At 54.5% G+C, this 15,512-nt stretch carries 13 protein-coding genes; 12 read left to right on the forward strand and 1 reads right to left on the reverse strand.

What is annotated here, in order from left to right:
- Positions 1–3 precede the first annotated feature (3 nt).
- From ACIDEJ_RS00535 to ACIDEJ_RS00590, 12 genes are all read left to right on the forward strand, one after another.
- Positions 4–1,443, forward strand: a complete 1,440-nt coding sequence (locus ACIDEJ_RS00535; protein WP_411986139.1) for a hydrogenase 4 subunit D — start codon at positions 4–6, stop codon at positions 1,441–1,443.
- Positions 1,444–1,456: 13 nt separating this feature from the next.
- Entirely contained in the window at positions 1,457–2,107 is a 651-nt protein-coding gene (hyfE, locus tag ACIDEJ_RS00540; protein WP_411986140.1) for a hydrogenase 4 membrane subunit, read from the forward strand.
- Positions 2,108–2,112: 5 nt separating this feature from the next.
- Entirely contained in the window at positions 2,113–3,723 is a 1,611-nt protein-coding gene (locus ACIDEJ_RS00545; protein WP_411986141.1) for a hydrogenase 4 subunit F, read from the forward strand.
- A 43-nt stretch (positions 3,724–3,766) separates the two neighbouring features.
- Positions 3,767–5,446 carry a hydrogenase large subunit gene (locus ACIDEJ_RS00550; RefSeq protein ID WP_411986557.1) on the forward strand — a complete coding sequence of 560 codons (1,680 nt, stop codon included), beginning with the start codon at positions 3,767–3,769 and terminating at the stop codon, positions 5,444–5,446.
- A gap of 18 nt (positions 5,447–5,464) precedes the next feature.
- Positions 5,465–6,013 carry a formate hydrogenlyase complex iron-sulfur subunit gene (locus tag ACIDEJ_RS00555; RefSeq protein ID WP_411986142.1) on the forward strand — a complete coding sequence of 183 codons (549 nt, stop codon included), beginning with the start codon at positions 5,465–5,467 and terminating at the stop codon, positions 6,011–6,013.
- Complete coding sequence (locus ACIDEJ_RS00560; protein WP_411986143.1) at positions 6,010–6,783, forward strand: NADH-quinone oxidoreductase subunit B family protein; 774 nt, start codon at positions 6,010–6,012, stop codon at positions 6,781–6,783. The genes ACIDEJ_RS00555 and ACIDEJ_RS00560 overlap by 4 nt, the downstream gene beginning before the upstream one ends.
- Positions 6,780–7,184 (forward strand): formate hydrogenlyase maturation HycH family protein, encoded by a 405-nt coding sequence (locus tag ACIDEJ_RS00565; protein WP_411986144.1) that lies wholly within the window; start codon positions 6,780–6,782, stop codon positions 7,182–7,184. Before ACIDEJ_RS00560 ends, ACIDEJ_RS00565 begins: the two co-directional genes overlap by 4 nt.
- The gene (gene hycI / locus ACIDEJ_RS00570) at positions 7,177–7,680 is read left to right on the forward strand and encodes a hydrogenase maturation peptidase HycI (protein WP_411986145.1); all 504 of its coding nucleotides are present in this window, start codon (positions 7,177–7,179) and stop codon (positions 7,678–7,680) included. Before ACIDEJ_RS00565 ends, hycI begins: the two co-directional genes overlap by 8 nt.
- A gap of 204 nt (positions 7,681–7,884) precedes the next feature.
- Positions 7,885–8,430: an electron transport protein HydN gene (gene hydN, locus ACIDEJ_RS00575; protein ID WP_411986146.1), complete on the forward strand. Its 546-nt coding sequence runs from the start codon at positions 7,885–7,887 to the stop codon at positions 8,428–8,430.
- A gap of 19 nt (positions 8,431–8,449) precedes the next feature.
- Positions 8,450–10,627 carry a formate dehydrogenase subunit alpha gene (fdhF, locus tag ACIDEJ_RS00580; RefSeq protein WP_411986147.1) on the forward strand — a complete coding sequence of 726 codons (2,178 nt, stop codon included), beginning with the start codon at positions 8,450–8,452 and terminating at the stop codon, positions 10,625–10,627.
- A 229-nt stretch (positions 10,628–10,856) separates the two neighbouring features.
- Complete coding sequence (locus ACIDEJ_RS00585; protein WP_411986148.1) at positions 10,857–11,510, forward strand: DsbA family protein; 654 nt, start codon at positions 10,857–10,859, stop codon at positions 11,508–11,510.
- Positions 11,511–12,053: 543 nt separating this feature from the next.
- Complete coding sequence (locus ACIDEJ_RS00590) at positions 12,054–14,240, forward strand: OmcA/MtrC family decaheme c-type cytochrome (protein ID WP_411986149.1); 2,187 nt, start codon at positions 12,054–12,056, stop codon at positions 14,238–14,240.
- 331 nt (positions 14,241–14,571) lie between these two features.
- Here ACIDEJ_RS00590 and ACIDEJ_RS00595 read toward each other — a convergent pair whose 3' ends face one another.
- The gene (locus ACIDEJ_RS00595) at positions 14,572–15,486 is read right to left on the reverse strand and encodes a LysR family transcriptional regulator (protein ID WP_411986150.1); all 915 of its coding nucleotides are present in this window, start codon (positions 15,484–15,486) and stop codon (positions 14,572–14,574) included.
- Positions 15,487–15,512: the final 26 nt, after the last annotated feature.

Genomic DNA, 15,512 nt, shown 5'->3' on the forward strand with positions numbered 1-15,512 from the left:
CCTATGGAGAATATTGCGCTTGCGACCCTGCTGCTGCCATTTATTGGCGCACTGCTGATCGCGTTAATGCCACAGCGACATGCCAAAGGGCTGTGTACGCTGTTCGCGCTGCTGGCCACATTGGGTATGGCGGCACTGGCCGCAGCCTATCTGGACAGCGGTAAAACCGATGTAACCTATACCCTGTACAGCTATGGCGACACCCAGCTGTTTGGCTTTGTGATGGACCGGGTCAGCTTGCTGATAGGATTTGCCGTGGTTTCCCTCGGTTTCCTTATCAGTCTGTATTCCTGCGGTTATCTCACCCTGGGTAACCGGGAGCATCCCCATGAAGGCAGTAACCGCTATTATGCGTTGCTGCTGATTTTTATCGGCGCCATGGCGGGGCTGACACTGTCATCCACCATCCTTGGACAACTGCTGTTTTTTGAAATCACCGGGGGTTGCTCCTGGGGGCTGATTGGGTATTACCAGAGCCCCAAATCGTTACGTTCAGCCATGAAAGCCTTGCTGATCACCCATATCGCGTCTGTGGGGCTGTATCTGGCCGCTGCCTGGCTGTTTGCCAAAACCGGCACCTTTGAGCTGACGGCCATCGCCAGTTTGAGTGATGCAGACAAACTGGTGGTGTTTGGCGGCATCCTGTTTGCGGCTTGGGGCAAGTCAGCCCAGTTGCCGCTGCATATGTGGTTGCCGGACGCCATGGAGGCACCCACCCCGGTGAGTGCCTATCTCCATGCGGCTTCCATGGTGAAGGTGGGGGTGTACATTTTTGCCCGCGGCATCATGTCTGCCGATAGCGTACCTCATGAAATCGGGGCGATTGGCGCAGTAATGGCCACCATCACCATGGTGTACGGCTTTTTGATGTACCTGCCGCAAAAAGACATGAAACGGCTGCTGGCCTATTCCACCATTGCCCAGTTGTCTTACATCTTCCTGGCGCTGTCATTGTCGGTGTTCAATTCCAAAATGGCGTTTGACGCCGGTATCGCTTACATCTTCAACCATGCCTACGCCAAGAGTTTGTTCTTCCTGGTGGCCGGGGCGCTGAGTTATGCCTGCGGTACCCGCATGTTGCCAAGGTTGCAGGGGATTTTGCGCTGCATGCCGCTGCTGGGTATCGGGTTTTGCGTGGCGGCAATGGCCATTGCCGGGGTGCCGCCGTTTAACGGATTTTTCAGTAAGTTCCCATTGTTTGCCGCCGGTTTCTCGCTGAGCCATGAACACTGGTGGTTGCTGCCGTTACTGATTGTTGCCCTGATTGAATCGGTGGCCAGCTTTGCCTGGTTACTGTTGTGGTTTGGCCGCACCGTGCCTGGTGAACCTTCGGTTGAAGTCAGCGGTGCTTCTGAGGTGCCATGGTCGATGAAGATTGTGCTGCTGGTGTTGATTGTGATGTCGCTGCTGTCGAGTGTGATTGCGGCCAGCTGGCTGGCATAAGGGAGGAAATTGCATGTCTGGAACTTTGCTTGTCAATAATCTGGCCGGGTTGATGATTGTCACCTCCATGCTGGTGATTGCCGTTAAAAAACCGACGGTTTCCGCCGTTTTTTATGGGGTGCAGTCACTGGTGCTGGTGGGCATTTTCATCACGCTGGCCAATATGTTCGGCGCCCATGAGCTGTACTTGTGGTCCATCAGCGCCTTTGTTACCAAGGTGGTGCTGGTGCCGCTGATCATGTACCGCGCCTTTTGCAAGCTGGCAGATCCCAACGCCGATGGCGGGGTCGTGAGTACTGCAGTGCTGTTCATGCTGGCCGCCGCCATTGTGCTGGTGAGTTATTTTGCGGTGCAGCCGGTGCAACTGCCCATGCTGGGCGAGCTGAAACCCGTGCTGGCGGTGTCGCTGGGGCATTTCCTTATCGGGCTGATGTGCATTGTCACCCAACGCAATATCCTCAAGCAGGTGTTCGGGTATTGCCTGATGGAAAACGGCTCCCATCTAACGCTGGCGTTGCTGGCTCATGATGCCCCGGAACTGGTGGAAATCGGCATTGCCACGGATGCCATTTTTGCAGTGATCATCATGACCCTGATGGCACGGCGCATTTATCGCACCATGCATACGCTGGATGTACAAAAACTGATCTCATTGAAAGGGTGAATCACATGGCTACCTTGGAACTTTTTATCACCCTGCTGGCCATTCCGCTGCTGACGTCGCTATTGGCCTTTGCCTGCCGTCTGGCCGGGGGAAGTGTGCAGAAGCTGGTCACCGGGATACATGTTATCGGCAGTGGTTTGTTGCTGCTGGCGGCGTTGTTTGCCGTGTGGAGCGTGTATTGCGATGGAGAATTGCTGGCGGCTCATAACTGGCTGCATCTGGACAGCCTCAGTGCGCTGTTTTTGGCCATTCTCGGGGTTATCGGGTTTATCACCGGCATCTATTCCGTGGGTTACATGAACCACGAGGTGGGCGATGGTGAAATCAGCGTGGCGTCTTTATGCAGCTATTACGGATTTTTCCATCTGTTTTTGTTCACCATGCTGTTGGTGATCACCAGCAACAACCTGATTGTGATGTGGGCGGCCATTGAAGCCACCACCTTGAGCTCGGCGTTTCTGGTGGGGTTGTATGGCCAGCAGTCTTCGCTGGAAGCTGCCTGGAAATACATCATCATCTGTACCGTGGGCGTGGCGTTTGGCCTTTATGGCACCGTGCTGGTGTACTCCAATGCGGCCAACGTGATGGCGGACCCCGGCAATGCCATTTTCTGGACCGAGGTATTGCAGCACGCCGGCGAGCTGGATGGCACCCTGATGCACTTGGCCTTTATTTTCATCCTGATAGGCTTTGGCACCAAAACCGGGCTGTTTCCCATGCATGCCTGGTTGCCCGATGCCCACAGTGAGGCGCCAAGCCCCACCAGCGCCTTGTTGTCGGCGGTACTGCTTAACTGTGCCCTGCTGGTGATTGTGCGTTATTTCATTTTGATAAGCGCCGCCATTGGCAGCGAATTCCCCCAGCGTTTGTTGCTGGTGTTCGGCCTGTTATCGGTAGCGGTGGCCGCGTTCCTTATTCTGGTGCAACGGGACATGAAACGTCTGCTGGCCTATTCCAGCGTGGAAAACATGGGGCTGATTGCGGTGGCACTTGGCATTGGCGGCCCGCTTGGGGTATTGGCGGCCATGTTGCACACCCTTAACCACAGTCTGGCCAAAACCCTGCTGTTTTGTGGCTCAGGCAATGTACTGCTGAAATACGGCACCCGTGACATGACTGCCGTGAAAGGCCTGCTGAAAGTGGCGCCTTTATCCGGCGCCCTGCTGGCCGGTGGCGCGCTGGCGCTGGGCGGCATGCCGCCGTTCAACATATTCCTGAGTGAGTTCATGACCGTTACCGCCGGCATTGAAGGCGGCCATTTATGGCTGGTATTGTTGCTGTTGGCACTACTCACCGTGGTATTGGCCGGTTTGGTGCGCATGGTGGTGCTGTCGGTGCTGGGCAAACAGCCAGACAACGTGAGTAAAGGCGAGCTTGGCTGGCTGACCACCGCACCCTTGGTGGTGTTGCTGGCGCTGATGCTGCTGATGGGCACTCATATTCCCCAACCGGTCACCCAATTGCTGCAGCAGGCCAGTGCCATTGTGCTGCACGGCGATGCTGCCGCCACTGGGCAATTACAGGCCTTGTCGTTGCCCGGCAGCGCTGCCGAGCCCGCAGTGCAAGCCACCGCTTCCCAATTAACCGTTTTCCCGCAGGAGATGTCCCGTGACTAATCAAAATACTGTTGCCCATGCCGACCATAAAGCCGCCGGTTATCTGGCCCGGGTCTGTGCGCAGTTTCCCAGCGCCATCATGCAAGAGGAGCGGCAAACCCAGGATCAGGTCACCATTACGGTGAAAACCAATCTGCTGCCGGATGTGGTGGAGTTTCTCTATTATCAGCAGGGCGGCTGGCTCAGTGTGCTGTTTGGCAATGATGAGCGCACACTCAACGGCCACTATGCCGTGTATTACGTGTTGTCCATGGAAGCGGGCGAGAAATGCTGGATTGTGGTCAAGGCGCTGGTGGATGCCCAAAGCCTTGAGTATCCGGCGGTGACGCCAAAAGTCCCCGCAGCGGTGTGGGGCGAGCGTGAAGTGCGCGACATGTACGGCTTGGTGCCGGTTGGCCTGCCCGATGAGCGGCGCCTGGTGTTGCCCGATGACTGGCCGGACGAACTCTATCCACTGCGCAAGGACAGCATGGATTACCGCCAGCGCCCGGCGCCCACCACCGACCGGGAAACCTATCCGTTCATCAATGAACTGGGGGATGATAAAAACCGCATTCTGCCTATTGGCCCTTTGCATGTAACCTCCGACGAACCCGGTCATTTCCGCCTGTTTGTGGACGGTGAGCGCATTGTGGATGCGGATTACCGCCTGTTTTACGTACACCGCGGCATGGAAAAACTGGCCGAAACCCGCATGGGTTATAACGAAGTGACATTCCTGTCAGACCGGGTCTGCGGCATTTGCGGTTTTGCCCACAGCACGGCTTACACCACCTCGGTGGAAAACTCGCTGGGCATTCAGGTGCCGGCCAGGGCACAGATGATCCGTGCCATTTTGCTGGAAGTGGAGCGGCTGCACAGCCATCTTCTGAACCTGGGGCTGGCCTGCCATTTCACCGGCTTCGACTCCGGCTTCATGCAGTTTTTCCGGGTGCGGGAAGTGTCCATGAAAATGGCGGAAATTCTCACCGGTTCCCGGAAAACCTACGGCCTCAACCTGATTGGCGGGGTGCGCCGGGATCTGCTCAAAGACGACATGCTGGCCACCCGCAAGCTGGCGCAGGAGATGCGCCGGGAAGTGAATGACCTGGTGGATGTGCTGCTCAGCACCCCCAACATGGAGCAACGCACCGTGGGCGTGGGCATTCTTGACCCGCAGATAGCTCGGGATTTCAGTAACGTGGGCCCCATGGTGCGCGCCAGTGGCCATGCCCGCGATGCCAGGGCAGACCATCCGTTTGTGGGCTATGGCTTGTTGCCCATGGAAGTGCACAGTGAGCAGGGCTGCGATGTGTTGTCCCGGCTGAAAGTGCGGATTAACGAGGTGTACACCAGCCTCAACATGATTGATTTCGGGCTGGATAACCTGCCCGGCGGGGCACTGCAGGTGGACGGCTTTACCTATCAGCCCCACAAGTTTGCCCTGGGCTTTACTGAAGCCCCACGGGGTGATGACATCCACTGGAGCATGACCGGCGATAACCAGAAATTGTTCCGTTGGCGGTGCCGGGCGGCTACCTATGCCAACTGGACCACGCTGCGTTACATGTTGCGGGGCAATACCGTATCAGATGCGCCATTGATTATCGGCAGTCTTGACCCTTGCTATTCCTGTACTGACCGGGTCACGTTTGTGGATGTGAAAAAGCGCGCAAGCAAAACCGTCTCCTACAAAGAGGTGGAACGTTACGCCATTGAGCGTACCAATTCGCCGCTGAAGTAGTCTGCCAAGGAGTCAATGATGCTGAAATATCTGAAAAAAGCGCTTAAAACCGGTGTGGTGACCGGAAGCGATCCGCTGACACCGCCGGATGTGGACAAAAATTTCCGCGGCAAACCCGAGCATGACCCGTCCCAATGCATTGCCTGCTCGGCCTGCATGAATGCCTGTCCTGCCAACGCGCTGACCGTGAAGACCAATCTGGCCAGCGGCATGCAGGAGTGGTCACTGTTTCTTGGACGCTGCATTTTTTGTGGCCGTTGTGAAGAGGTGTGCCCCACCCACGCCATTGTGCTGACACCCGAGGTGCAAATGGCCGTGTGGTGTAAAGACGATTTGTACCAGAAAGCCGCTTTCCCGCTGGCCTGCTGCACTGAATGCAACAAGCCCTTTGCCGTGGAAAAAGAGCTGCAGTATGCCGAAGACCTGCTCATGGCCAGCGGCCAGTATCAGGACCGTGACGAGCTGCACCGGCAGCTGCACACCTGTCCCCAATGCAAGCGGCGGCACAACATTACCCAGTCACAGCGGATCAATCTTAGCCGCTTATTACGGGAGCCCACACTATGAGTTTGACGTTATCCGGCACTCGTGATGCCAATGGCATGCCCATTCCTCTGACCGTGGATGAAAGCATTGCCAAAATGAAGGCGTCGTTACTGAAAAATATCGGCCGCTCCGCCTATGTGTATCGGGTTGACTGTGGTGGTTGCAACGGCTGTGAAATCGAGATTTTTGCCAGCATTTCGCCATTGTTTGATGCCGAGCGTTTTGGCATCAAGGTGGTGCCATCCCCCCGCCATGCGGATATTCTGCTATATACTGGAGCTGTTACCCGCGCCATGCGCGTACCAGCATTACGGGCCTATGAGTCTGCGCCGGATCCCAAAATCGTGGTTTCCTACGGCGCGTGCGGCAATAGTGGTGGTATCTTCCACGATCTTTATTGCGTCTGGGGCGGCACGGATAAAATTGTGCCGGTGGATGTGTACATCCCCGGCTGTCCACCTACACCGGCGGCCACCCTGTACGGGTTCGCCATGGCACTGGGGTTGTTGGAGCAGAAAATTCACGCCCGTGAACCGTCGGTTATCGACACCCAGCCTGCCACTTTGCAACATCCGCAGGTGGCGCCGCAACTAAGGGTGGCCGTGGAGCGCAAAGCGCGTGAACTGGCAGGGTACCGCTATGGCAGGATAATTGCCGATCAGTATCTGCAACTGCTGGTCACTCCCACGGGGGATGCCGCAGTAGCCCAGTACCTGCAACAGCAGAACGATCCACGGCTGACGGAAATCATCGGGCAATTACAACAACTTACAGGAGCATTGCGGGCATGAGCGAAGTGGTGACCTTTTTCATCCTCAACCAGAAGTTTGTTGATGACAAAGATGCCAAACCTGAGTCGCAGCAACTGGTGTATTACGGCTTGGCCATTGGCCATCACCTGGGGGTGATTGACTGTTTTAAACCGGCATTAACCTGCCCGTTGGCCCGCTATCAGGCATGGCTGGCGGCCATTCCTCTGGACGCGGCCCGTCAGAAACTGGCAGGCATTCCCAAGTACGGGGAGATAGTCATCAACAGCAGTCATGTGGTGATGCTGGCCGAAGGGCTGGCCGCCATGGGCGATGATGTGGATGACGACATTCTGCAATGGCGCGATCAGCTGATGGACATGCTGGCGATGATCCAGAATGAACCTGCCATTCACCTGATTGTCAGGAGGCTGCATGAGTAACATCCGCAAGGACGGCAACAGTACGGCCAAAGTGTTGTTGTGTGTAGGCAACAGCATGATGGGGGATGATGGCGCCGGGCCGCTATTGGCCCAGCAACTGGCCGACAGGCCAGTATACGGTTGGAAGGTGATGGATGGCGGCAGTGCCCCGGAAACCGAAACCGTGCGCATTCGTGAGTTGTCGCCGCATTTGCTGGTGGTGGTGGATGCCACCGAAATGGGGCTCTCTCCGGGAGAGATCCGGCAAGTGGATCCGGACACCATTGGTGAAATGATGCTGATGAGCACCCATAGCATGCCGCTCAATTTCCTGATTGATGACTTGCGCGATGCGGTGGATGAGGTGGTGATGATAGGCATTCAGCCTGACATCGTGGGATTTTGCTATCCCATGTCACCCAGCGTGAGCAAAGCCGTCTCCACGTTATATCACCATATTGCCGAAGGCAGCTGGCGGGACATTCCGCCGCTGACCGTTGACAACCCGTATGAGTAACGGCATCGACAGTTTTGTCGAAATGGTGTCACATGGGTGTCATCAAGGATGAATAAACAACAAATATTTAATTACTTGATTGTTTTTAAAGTAAAAAAATAATTGGCCTGAATTATGTATTGTTATTGATTGTGTATGAGAGCCATTTGTATAGGTGCTTTGTCATAGCAGGCAGTACATGCCTGTGGAAAACCGGAGAGCATTATGAATCGTTTTATTCTCGCTGATGCCAGCAAGTGCATTGGCTGCCGCACCTGTGAGGTAGCCTGCGCCGTTGCCCATCGCCCTGAGGGGGATGTGACTGGCGTCAACGCCGTAAACTTCAGTCCCCGCATCCACGTTATAAAAGGGGGAGACATCAGCACCGCGACCGCCTGTCGCCAGTGCGAAGACGCTCCCTGTGCTAACGTTTGTCCCAATAACGCTATTCGCCGTGAACATGGCTTCGTACACGTTATGCAGGACCTTTGCATCGGTTGTAAAACCTGTGTGGTTGCCTGTCCTTACGGTGCCATGGAAGTGGTTACCCATCCGGTGGTGCGCAATACCGGCGCTGCTGTCAATGTCCTGGTGGAAAAAGCCCAGGCCAATAAATGCGACCTGTGTTACACCCGTCCCCAGGGGCCGGCCTGTATCGAGGTTTGTCCGACCAACGCACTCAGATGTATTGACCGCAATGAACTTGAGGCCATGAGTGCAGAAAAACGCCGCCGCGCCGCACTGGATGCCGGGGCACAACTCTACTCTTAAGCAGGTAAAGGTAGACATTATGGAAAAAGCAACCGTTGTATGCCCGTATTGCGGAGCGGGCTGCAAGATGAATCTGGTGGTGGATAATGGCAAGATTATCCGCGCTGAAGCCGCAAACGGTTACACCAACCAGGGAGAGCTGTGCCTCAAAGGCTATTACGGCTGGGACTTCCTGAACGACACCAAACTGCTGACCCCACGCCTGCGCGAGCCGATGATCCGCCGCAGCAAGGGCGCTCCTTTTGAAACCGTCTCCTGGGATGAAGCCATTGCGTATGTGGCCAAACGGTTTTCCGAGATAAAAGAGCAGTATGGTCCCCGTGCCATCATGACCACAGGTTCTTCCCGTGGTACCGGCAACGAGACCAACTATGTCATGCAAAAATTTGCTCGCGCAGTGATCGGCACCAATAACGTCGATTGTTGCGCTCGAGTCTGACACGGCCCATCCGTCGCAGGTCTGCGCGCTACCTTGGGCAACGGCGCTATGAGCGTCTCGTTGGACGATATTGAAAATTCAAAATGCTTGTTTGTGTTTGGCTATAACGGGGCGGATTCCCATCCGATTGTGGCCCGGCGGATTGTCAGTGCCCACCAGAAGGGCGCCAAAATCGTGGTGTGCGATCCCCGCAAGATTGAAACGGCCCGCATTGCCGACCAATACCTGCAGCTGCATAACGGCAGCAATATGGCATTGATCAATGCATTCATTTATACCCTGATTGAAGAAGACTTGTACGACAAGGCCTTTGTTGCCAAATACACCGAGGGCTTTGACGGGCTTTGGGACGTGGTGAAAGACTACGCGCCAGAAGCGGTACAGGAGATCACCGGCGTACCCGCATCACAAATTCGCCAAGCCATGCGGATTTATGCAGCGGCGGAATCTGCCGTCATCATGTGGGGCATGGGCGTGACCCAATACGGCCAAGGCACCGAAACCGTGAAAAGCCTGGCAACCCTGGCCCTGCTTACCGGTAACCTGGGCAAACCAGGGGCTGGCGTGGCACCGGTGCGGGGTCAGAACAACGTACAGGGCGCCTGCGACATGGGCGCATTGCCAGACTTGTTCCCCGGCTACCAGCAGGTGACCGATGCCGCCGTACGGGAAAAATTTGCCAAGGCCTGGGGCGTGTCACCACAGAGCATGGACCCTGATACCGGCGTGCGCTTGTCACTGGTGCCACATCTGGCACTCGAGGGCAAAATCAAGGCCTATTACATCATGGGCGAAGACCCGATACAGACTGAAGCCGATACTGGCTCTGTAAGCAAAGGGTTGGCAGCACTGGATTTTCTGGTGGTTCAGGACATCTTCATGACCAAAACCGCCGAAATGGCCGATGTGATCCTGCCATCGACTTCATGGGGTGAGCACAGCGGCGTGTATACCTGTTGCGATCGGGGTTTCCAGCGCTTTAACAAGGCGGTGGAACCCAAATACAACGTAAAACGTGACTGGGAAATCATCTCGCTGATTGCCACTGAGATGGGTTACCCCATGCACTATGACAATGATCAGCAGATTTGGGATGAACTGCGGGAGTTGTGCCCCATGTACTACGGGGTCACTTACGAGAAAATGGGCGAATTGGGGCACATTCAGTGGCCTTGCCCGACGCTGGATCATCCCGGCACGCCGATTTTGTATACGGATTTGACCTTCACTGCGGCGCCTTCCGGCAAAGGGCAGTTGCTGACCCATCCGTGGCGCAAACCGGCCGAGCTGACCACCACGGATTATCCGCTGGTGTTGAGTACGGTACGTGAAGTGGGCCATTACTCCTGCCGCTCCATGACAGGTAACTGCGCTGCACTCAAAGCGCTGGCCGATGAACCGGGATTCGTGCAAATCCATCCGGAAAACGCACGAAAACTGGGGATTGAGGATCAGGCACTGGTCTGGGTGGAATCCCGTCGTGGCAAGGTGATAACCCGGGCCAATTACAATGAGCGCATCAACCGTGGTGCGGTGTACATGACCTACCAGTGGTGGGTGGGCGCCTGTAATGAGCTGACCCAGGAACATATGGATCCGGTCACCAATACCCCAGAGGTGAAATACTGTGCGGTCACCTTGAGTCCCATTGAGGATCAGGCTTGGGCAGAAAGCCATGCGGCGCAGATTTATCAAGCGTTGAAGGCACGTTTGCGTAGCGCCGTGGAAGATGCAAAACCTGCGGCCAAGGTGTTGTAACCTTTGCGGTTTGCATTAACACGTTAATGCTCACACTTAACGTTTTCAGGGACAGTTTACTGTCCCTTTTTTTATGGGGATTTTCCGTGATGGCCGCCAGGCAAAGTGCGGATAACAATGGCACAGGTTTGTTAACGTTTATTCATGTGGCCAGGGGGCAATCTCACTGGTATTGGCAACCATCTTTAGGCACTATTAAAGCCGGATGTTTTTCAGGGAATTACGGGTGATGAAAAATCGTATATTGTGGTGGGGCCGTGCCTTGATGGCATGTGTCCTGATGAGCGGCATGGCGCATGCCGACAGTTTTCAGTTTAAGGAAGGGCAGGATTTCCTGACCATTTCCAGTCCCATTAACGTGGCTGGCATCAGTTCACCCTACATTGTGGAATATTTATGGTTGGGGTGTTCCCATTGTCAGGCGTTAAATCCGCTGCTGGCCAAATATGAAAAGGCCACGCCGGATGTGACCATTGTACGCCGTCCGGCCATTGGACGTGATCGCTGGGTATTTGATGCCCATGTATTTTATGCATTGCAGGCCAGTGGCCATGCGGAGCTTATCTATCCCTTGATGGCGTTTTACCATGACTTTGCGGCAAGTGAACGGCGCTTACCGGACCGGGCCGATTTGAAAACCTTCCTGCGCCAGCATCAGCTTGATGCGCAAACGTTTTATCGGGATATGGACAGTGAGGCGACGTTGGAAAAACTGTCGTTGGCTTATCAGGATCAAAACAGTCTGGCGATTAAAGGGGTTCCGGCTTTTTTGGTGGCGGGTAAATATATGGTAAATCTTGGGGCGGTTTCCCATGCCAAAGATCCCAATGCCTATTTCACCGCGTTGTTGAATTACCTTTTGGATAAAGCCTCAAAGAAATAAATTCATTTAATCAGAAAGATAAATAAAAATCATAAAGGGGTTGTCATGGACAGCCCCATTTTTATATCACGAGGATGGTTTTGTTTGGAATTATTTTAAGTTTAATATATTAGTGATAAGTATTTTACTGTTTATTAATGTTGGAACGCTAACGGGTTTTGTTTTGTTATTGCTTTGTTTTTAAAGATATTTATTGTTGTTTTTGTATGTGATTCAAATAGTGTTCATTTGCGGATTTTAATTGCGTAAAACAACAGAATTAAAATTGAATATTTTAGTTACTGTAACTTGCTTTGTAACCTCACAATTAATCACCCCTAGTTTAAACCTGTGCCTGTAACTGCGTTAGTATCTTTTTGATGGGACTGTATTTATAAAGGGTGATCTCCATATTCCAATCAATATGCATCTTCTATAAAAAAGAATATGTCGGGATCAAATGTTATCTGTAAAAACAACAGGTTAATATTTGATACTGATATGTGCCGTTTCTTTCAAAGCAGTCCTGAATGTGTGTGGTAAATACATTAAACAAGGGATGAAGTGATGAAAAATCATAACAAGTCATTACTAACACTCTTCCTGTTAGGCCTGTTCGGGCTTTCTGCCTGTTCATTTGATGGCAGTGATGGGAAAGACGGCGTTGATGGCGCACCAGGTACTCCGGGGCAGGATGGCCAGGATGGACAAAACGGGCAGGATGCCGGAAGCTCTGTTTCCACGATTTTCAAGGCGGGCGATGTCAGCTTTGAGATTGTGCCCGCTGACAACACGCTGGCCGGTAACAATACCTTTGCATTGAAATTCTCAGCAACGGCCAAAAATCAGGCCGGTGAAGCAAAACCCTTAACCGGGCTTGATATGGTGGCCGTTTATTCGGTGACCGCCATGACCAACACCAGCAGTGATGGCCCAACCCAATTTTGGGTGAATAACGGTGTGGCTACCGGCAATGGCTCATCGGTGTATTGTACACTGGATGGTACTTACTCTTCCCGTGGCACCACGGGTGATGCCTGTACGCTGGTAGAGGATCCGGCCAATCCAGGCACTTATACCGGCACCTGGGAGCATGACGGCACTGCGCCCATCATGAATCCTGATGACGATTTGAATGCTCCCCATCGGATATTCTTGCGCGCTTATAACCTGACTGACGATGAAGGCGCGGCCATTGCGGACAAAGTGTTGTCGGCGCCGGTGGATTACATTCCTGCCACTGGCGAGCTGGTAGACAGCACTGGCAAAGACACGGTGGCAGATGCCGCGTGCATGCAGTGCCACGGGCAAAGCGGCGAGACAGGCAATATTGCCAATATCAGCGCTCACCACAATTATCAGAGCGTGAAAAACTGTATTGCCTGCCATAACCCGGCAACGCAGCCATCGGCAGAAGAAGCCGCTGAGGGCTGGGTATTTGACTTGCCGGCGATGATCCACCGCATTCATGGCGGGGAGCATCTGGCTGAGTTAGCCCAATATGGCTTCAAGCAAACCGCAGAGTGGGGCGAGATCAAATATCCGGCGCCCATTTATGAATGTACCGTGTGTCATAGCACCGATGAAGGCAAAATGAGCTGGAACCAGATGCCCACTCGTGCAGCTTGTGCCGGTTGTCACTCCAATATTGATTTTGCCAGTGGTAGCGGCCACTCGGATTTCAATCTGGCCCAGGCGGACGATTCCCAGTGTGCAGCTTGTCATGGCAGTGGTTCATTAGCGCCAATGCAAGCCCATAAAGTGGGTAAACAGGCAGAATATGCCAACTTGCTGACAGTTGCTTATACCGCGGCCACCGTTGCCGACTCTGCTACCACTCCTGGGATGAAAACCATCACGGTGACAGCAGACGTGACCTTTAACGGTGCGCCTCTGGCTGCTGCCAGCGATTTGGATGGCCTGAAACAGGTAAGAACGCTGATGGGGAATATCGACAGCAACGGTGAAGTGCATCGCTGGGCTTCCCGGCCGAATTTGAACACCGGTTCGGTGACCGCGCCAGGGATGCTGACCCTGACACTGGATGTGGACCCGGCCGTTGCCGTGGGTACGCTTTATGTGGGCGGCGATGTCAAATACTGTGTCAGCGAAGGCAAGGCCGTTGCCTGTGATGTGGATGGGGTGGATTACGCCTTTGCTGCAGATGACACCATCGGGGGCAATGTGGCTACCGCATTCTTCAGTCTCGATGGCAGTGATGTGGTGCCTTCGCGGTATGTGGACCCGGCGCGGATTACCGTGACAGAAGCCAAATGTAACGCTTGTCACTCTGACATGAATTACGTCAAGCGTGGTCACCACGGCGTGCATAATTTCGACCAGTGTATGGACTGCCACAACAATAATTATCCGGGCGCCCATAATGGCTTTGATAACAAGGATCTGGCCACCTCCGTGCATTACTACCACAGCAACGATGTGGTGCCGTATCCCGCACCTTCCACGGATTGTACCGTGTGCCACAAGGATGGCGCGGCGCTGTTTGCCGCCGATGGCGGGCTGACCTCCGGGCGGCGAGCCATTGAAGTGAGCAACGGTTATATCACGCCGGTGGCGGAAACCTGCCATGCCTGCCATATCTCTGATGCGGCAATGGCGCACTTTAAGTCCAACGGCGCTTATGTGGTGGGTGATGAAGCCTCTACCGGTAATCTGCCAGTTGAATCCTGTGCTACCTGCCATGCCGAAGGCAAATCCTTTGGTATCGACAAATTCCACAAGATGCAATAACGGATCCGCCAGGGACTATTGCTGAACCGGGCTCCTGCGGGGGCCCGTCAGCGTGCAGTGACTGTCCCCGTACGACGTGACTTCAAGGTGTTTATTGTGCATAACAGCGTCCCCTGTTCATACGATAAAACACCGGTGAGTTACCCGTGCATGATGCTGTATCTATGCCTCGGACTCTGAAATCACGCCACTGCGGTTGGCCGTTGCTATCAATAGTCCTTGGCTCCTCTTAAGGAAGCCGCAATCTGCGGTTTCCATGATAATAACCCTCGCAGATACTTGGCGGGGGTTATGTTTTTCATGCCGTGCAACAGGCTGCTGCTTTTGATGTTTACGCCCCGTTCAAGGCGGCCATGGCCTGCTTTTGTTGCCTGACGATTGCCGCAAAATTCTGGGCGGCCTGAGTGGCATGGCGACTGGGATAGGCAACGGCCAGCTCTACCTTTGAGCGGGTATCGCTAATGGTGCGAAAGGCCACCCCCTTCACACTGAGCTGACGCATGGACTCCGGCACCAAAGACACCCCAAGCTCGGCAGACACCATGGACAAGATGGAGGCAATTTGCGGGGCGGCCTGCCCCTCCACCGGTTCAAATCCCGCCTTGTGGCAGACGGCCACCACCGCATCATGCAGGCTCACCGCCAGTGTTCTGGGGGTCATGATAAAGGGTTCCTGTTGCAGGGCATGCATGCTGAGCTCGGTTGTTTCCCGCGCCAGCGGGTGGGCCGATGGCAGTGCAATCACCAGTTGCTCGGTAAGAAAATGCTCAATGGTCAAGGCCACCGGATCCGGGTCTGACGGCCGCAGGATGGCGGCATCCAGCCGGTCATGGAGGATGCTGTCGGCCAGCGCCAGCGAGTTGGCTTCTTCAATGGTCAGGGACACTTGCGGATAACGGCGGCGAAATTGCCGGATCACTGCCGGAATGGCCGGGTGCAATGCTGCGGTGCCGGTGACTCCCAGCCGCAGTTTCCCGGTTTCGCCCCTGGCCGCTTTTTGCGCCGCTTCTTTTGCCTGCAGAATTTGCTGGGGGAGGGGGGTCACTTCATTGAGAAATGCTTGCCCTGCGTCGGTGAGCTCGGCGCCATGGGGGGTGCGGTAAAACAGCGGCGTGCCGATTTCCTCTTCCAGTGCCCTGATTTGCTGGCTCAGGGGCGGCTGGGCAATGTTCAGTTTTGCCGCGGCCCGGGTAAAGTTTTGCTCGGTGGCCACCGCCAGAAAATAGCGGATGTGACGTAATTCCATAGCTATATTTAAAACATATCAACATG

The organism is Shewanella mytili (assembly GCF_046765975.1).
Lineage (GTDB): Bacteria > Pseudomonadota > Gammaproteobacteria > Enterobacterales > Shewanellaceae > Shewanella > Shewanella mytili.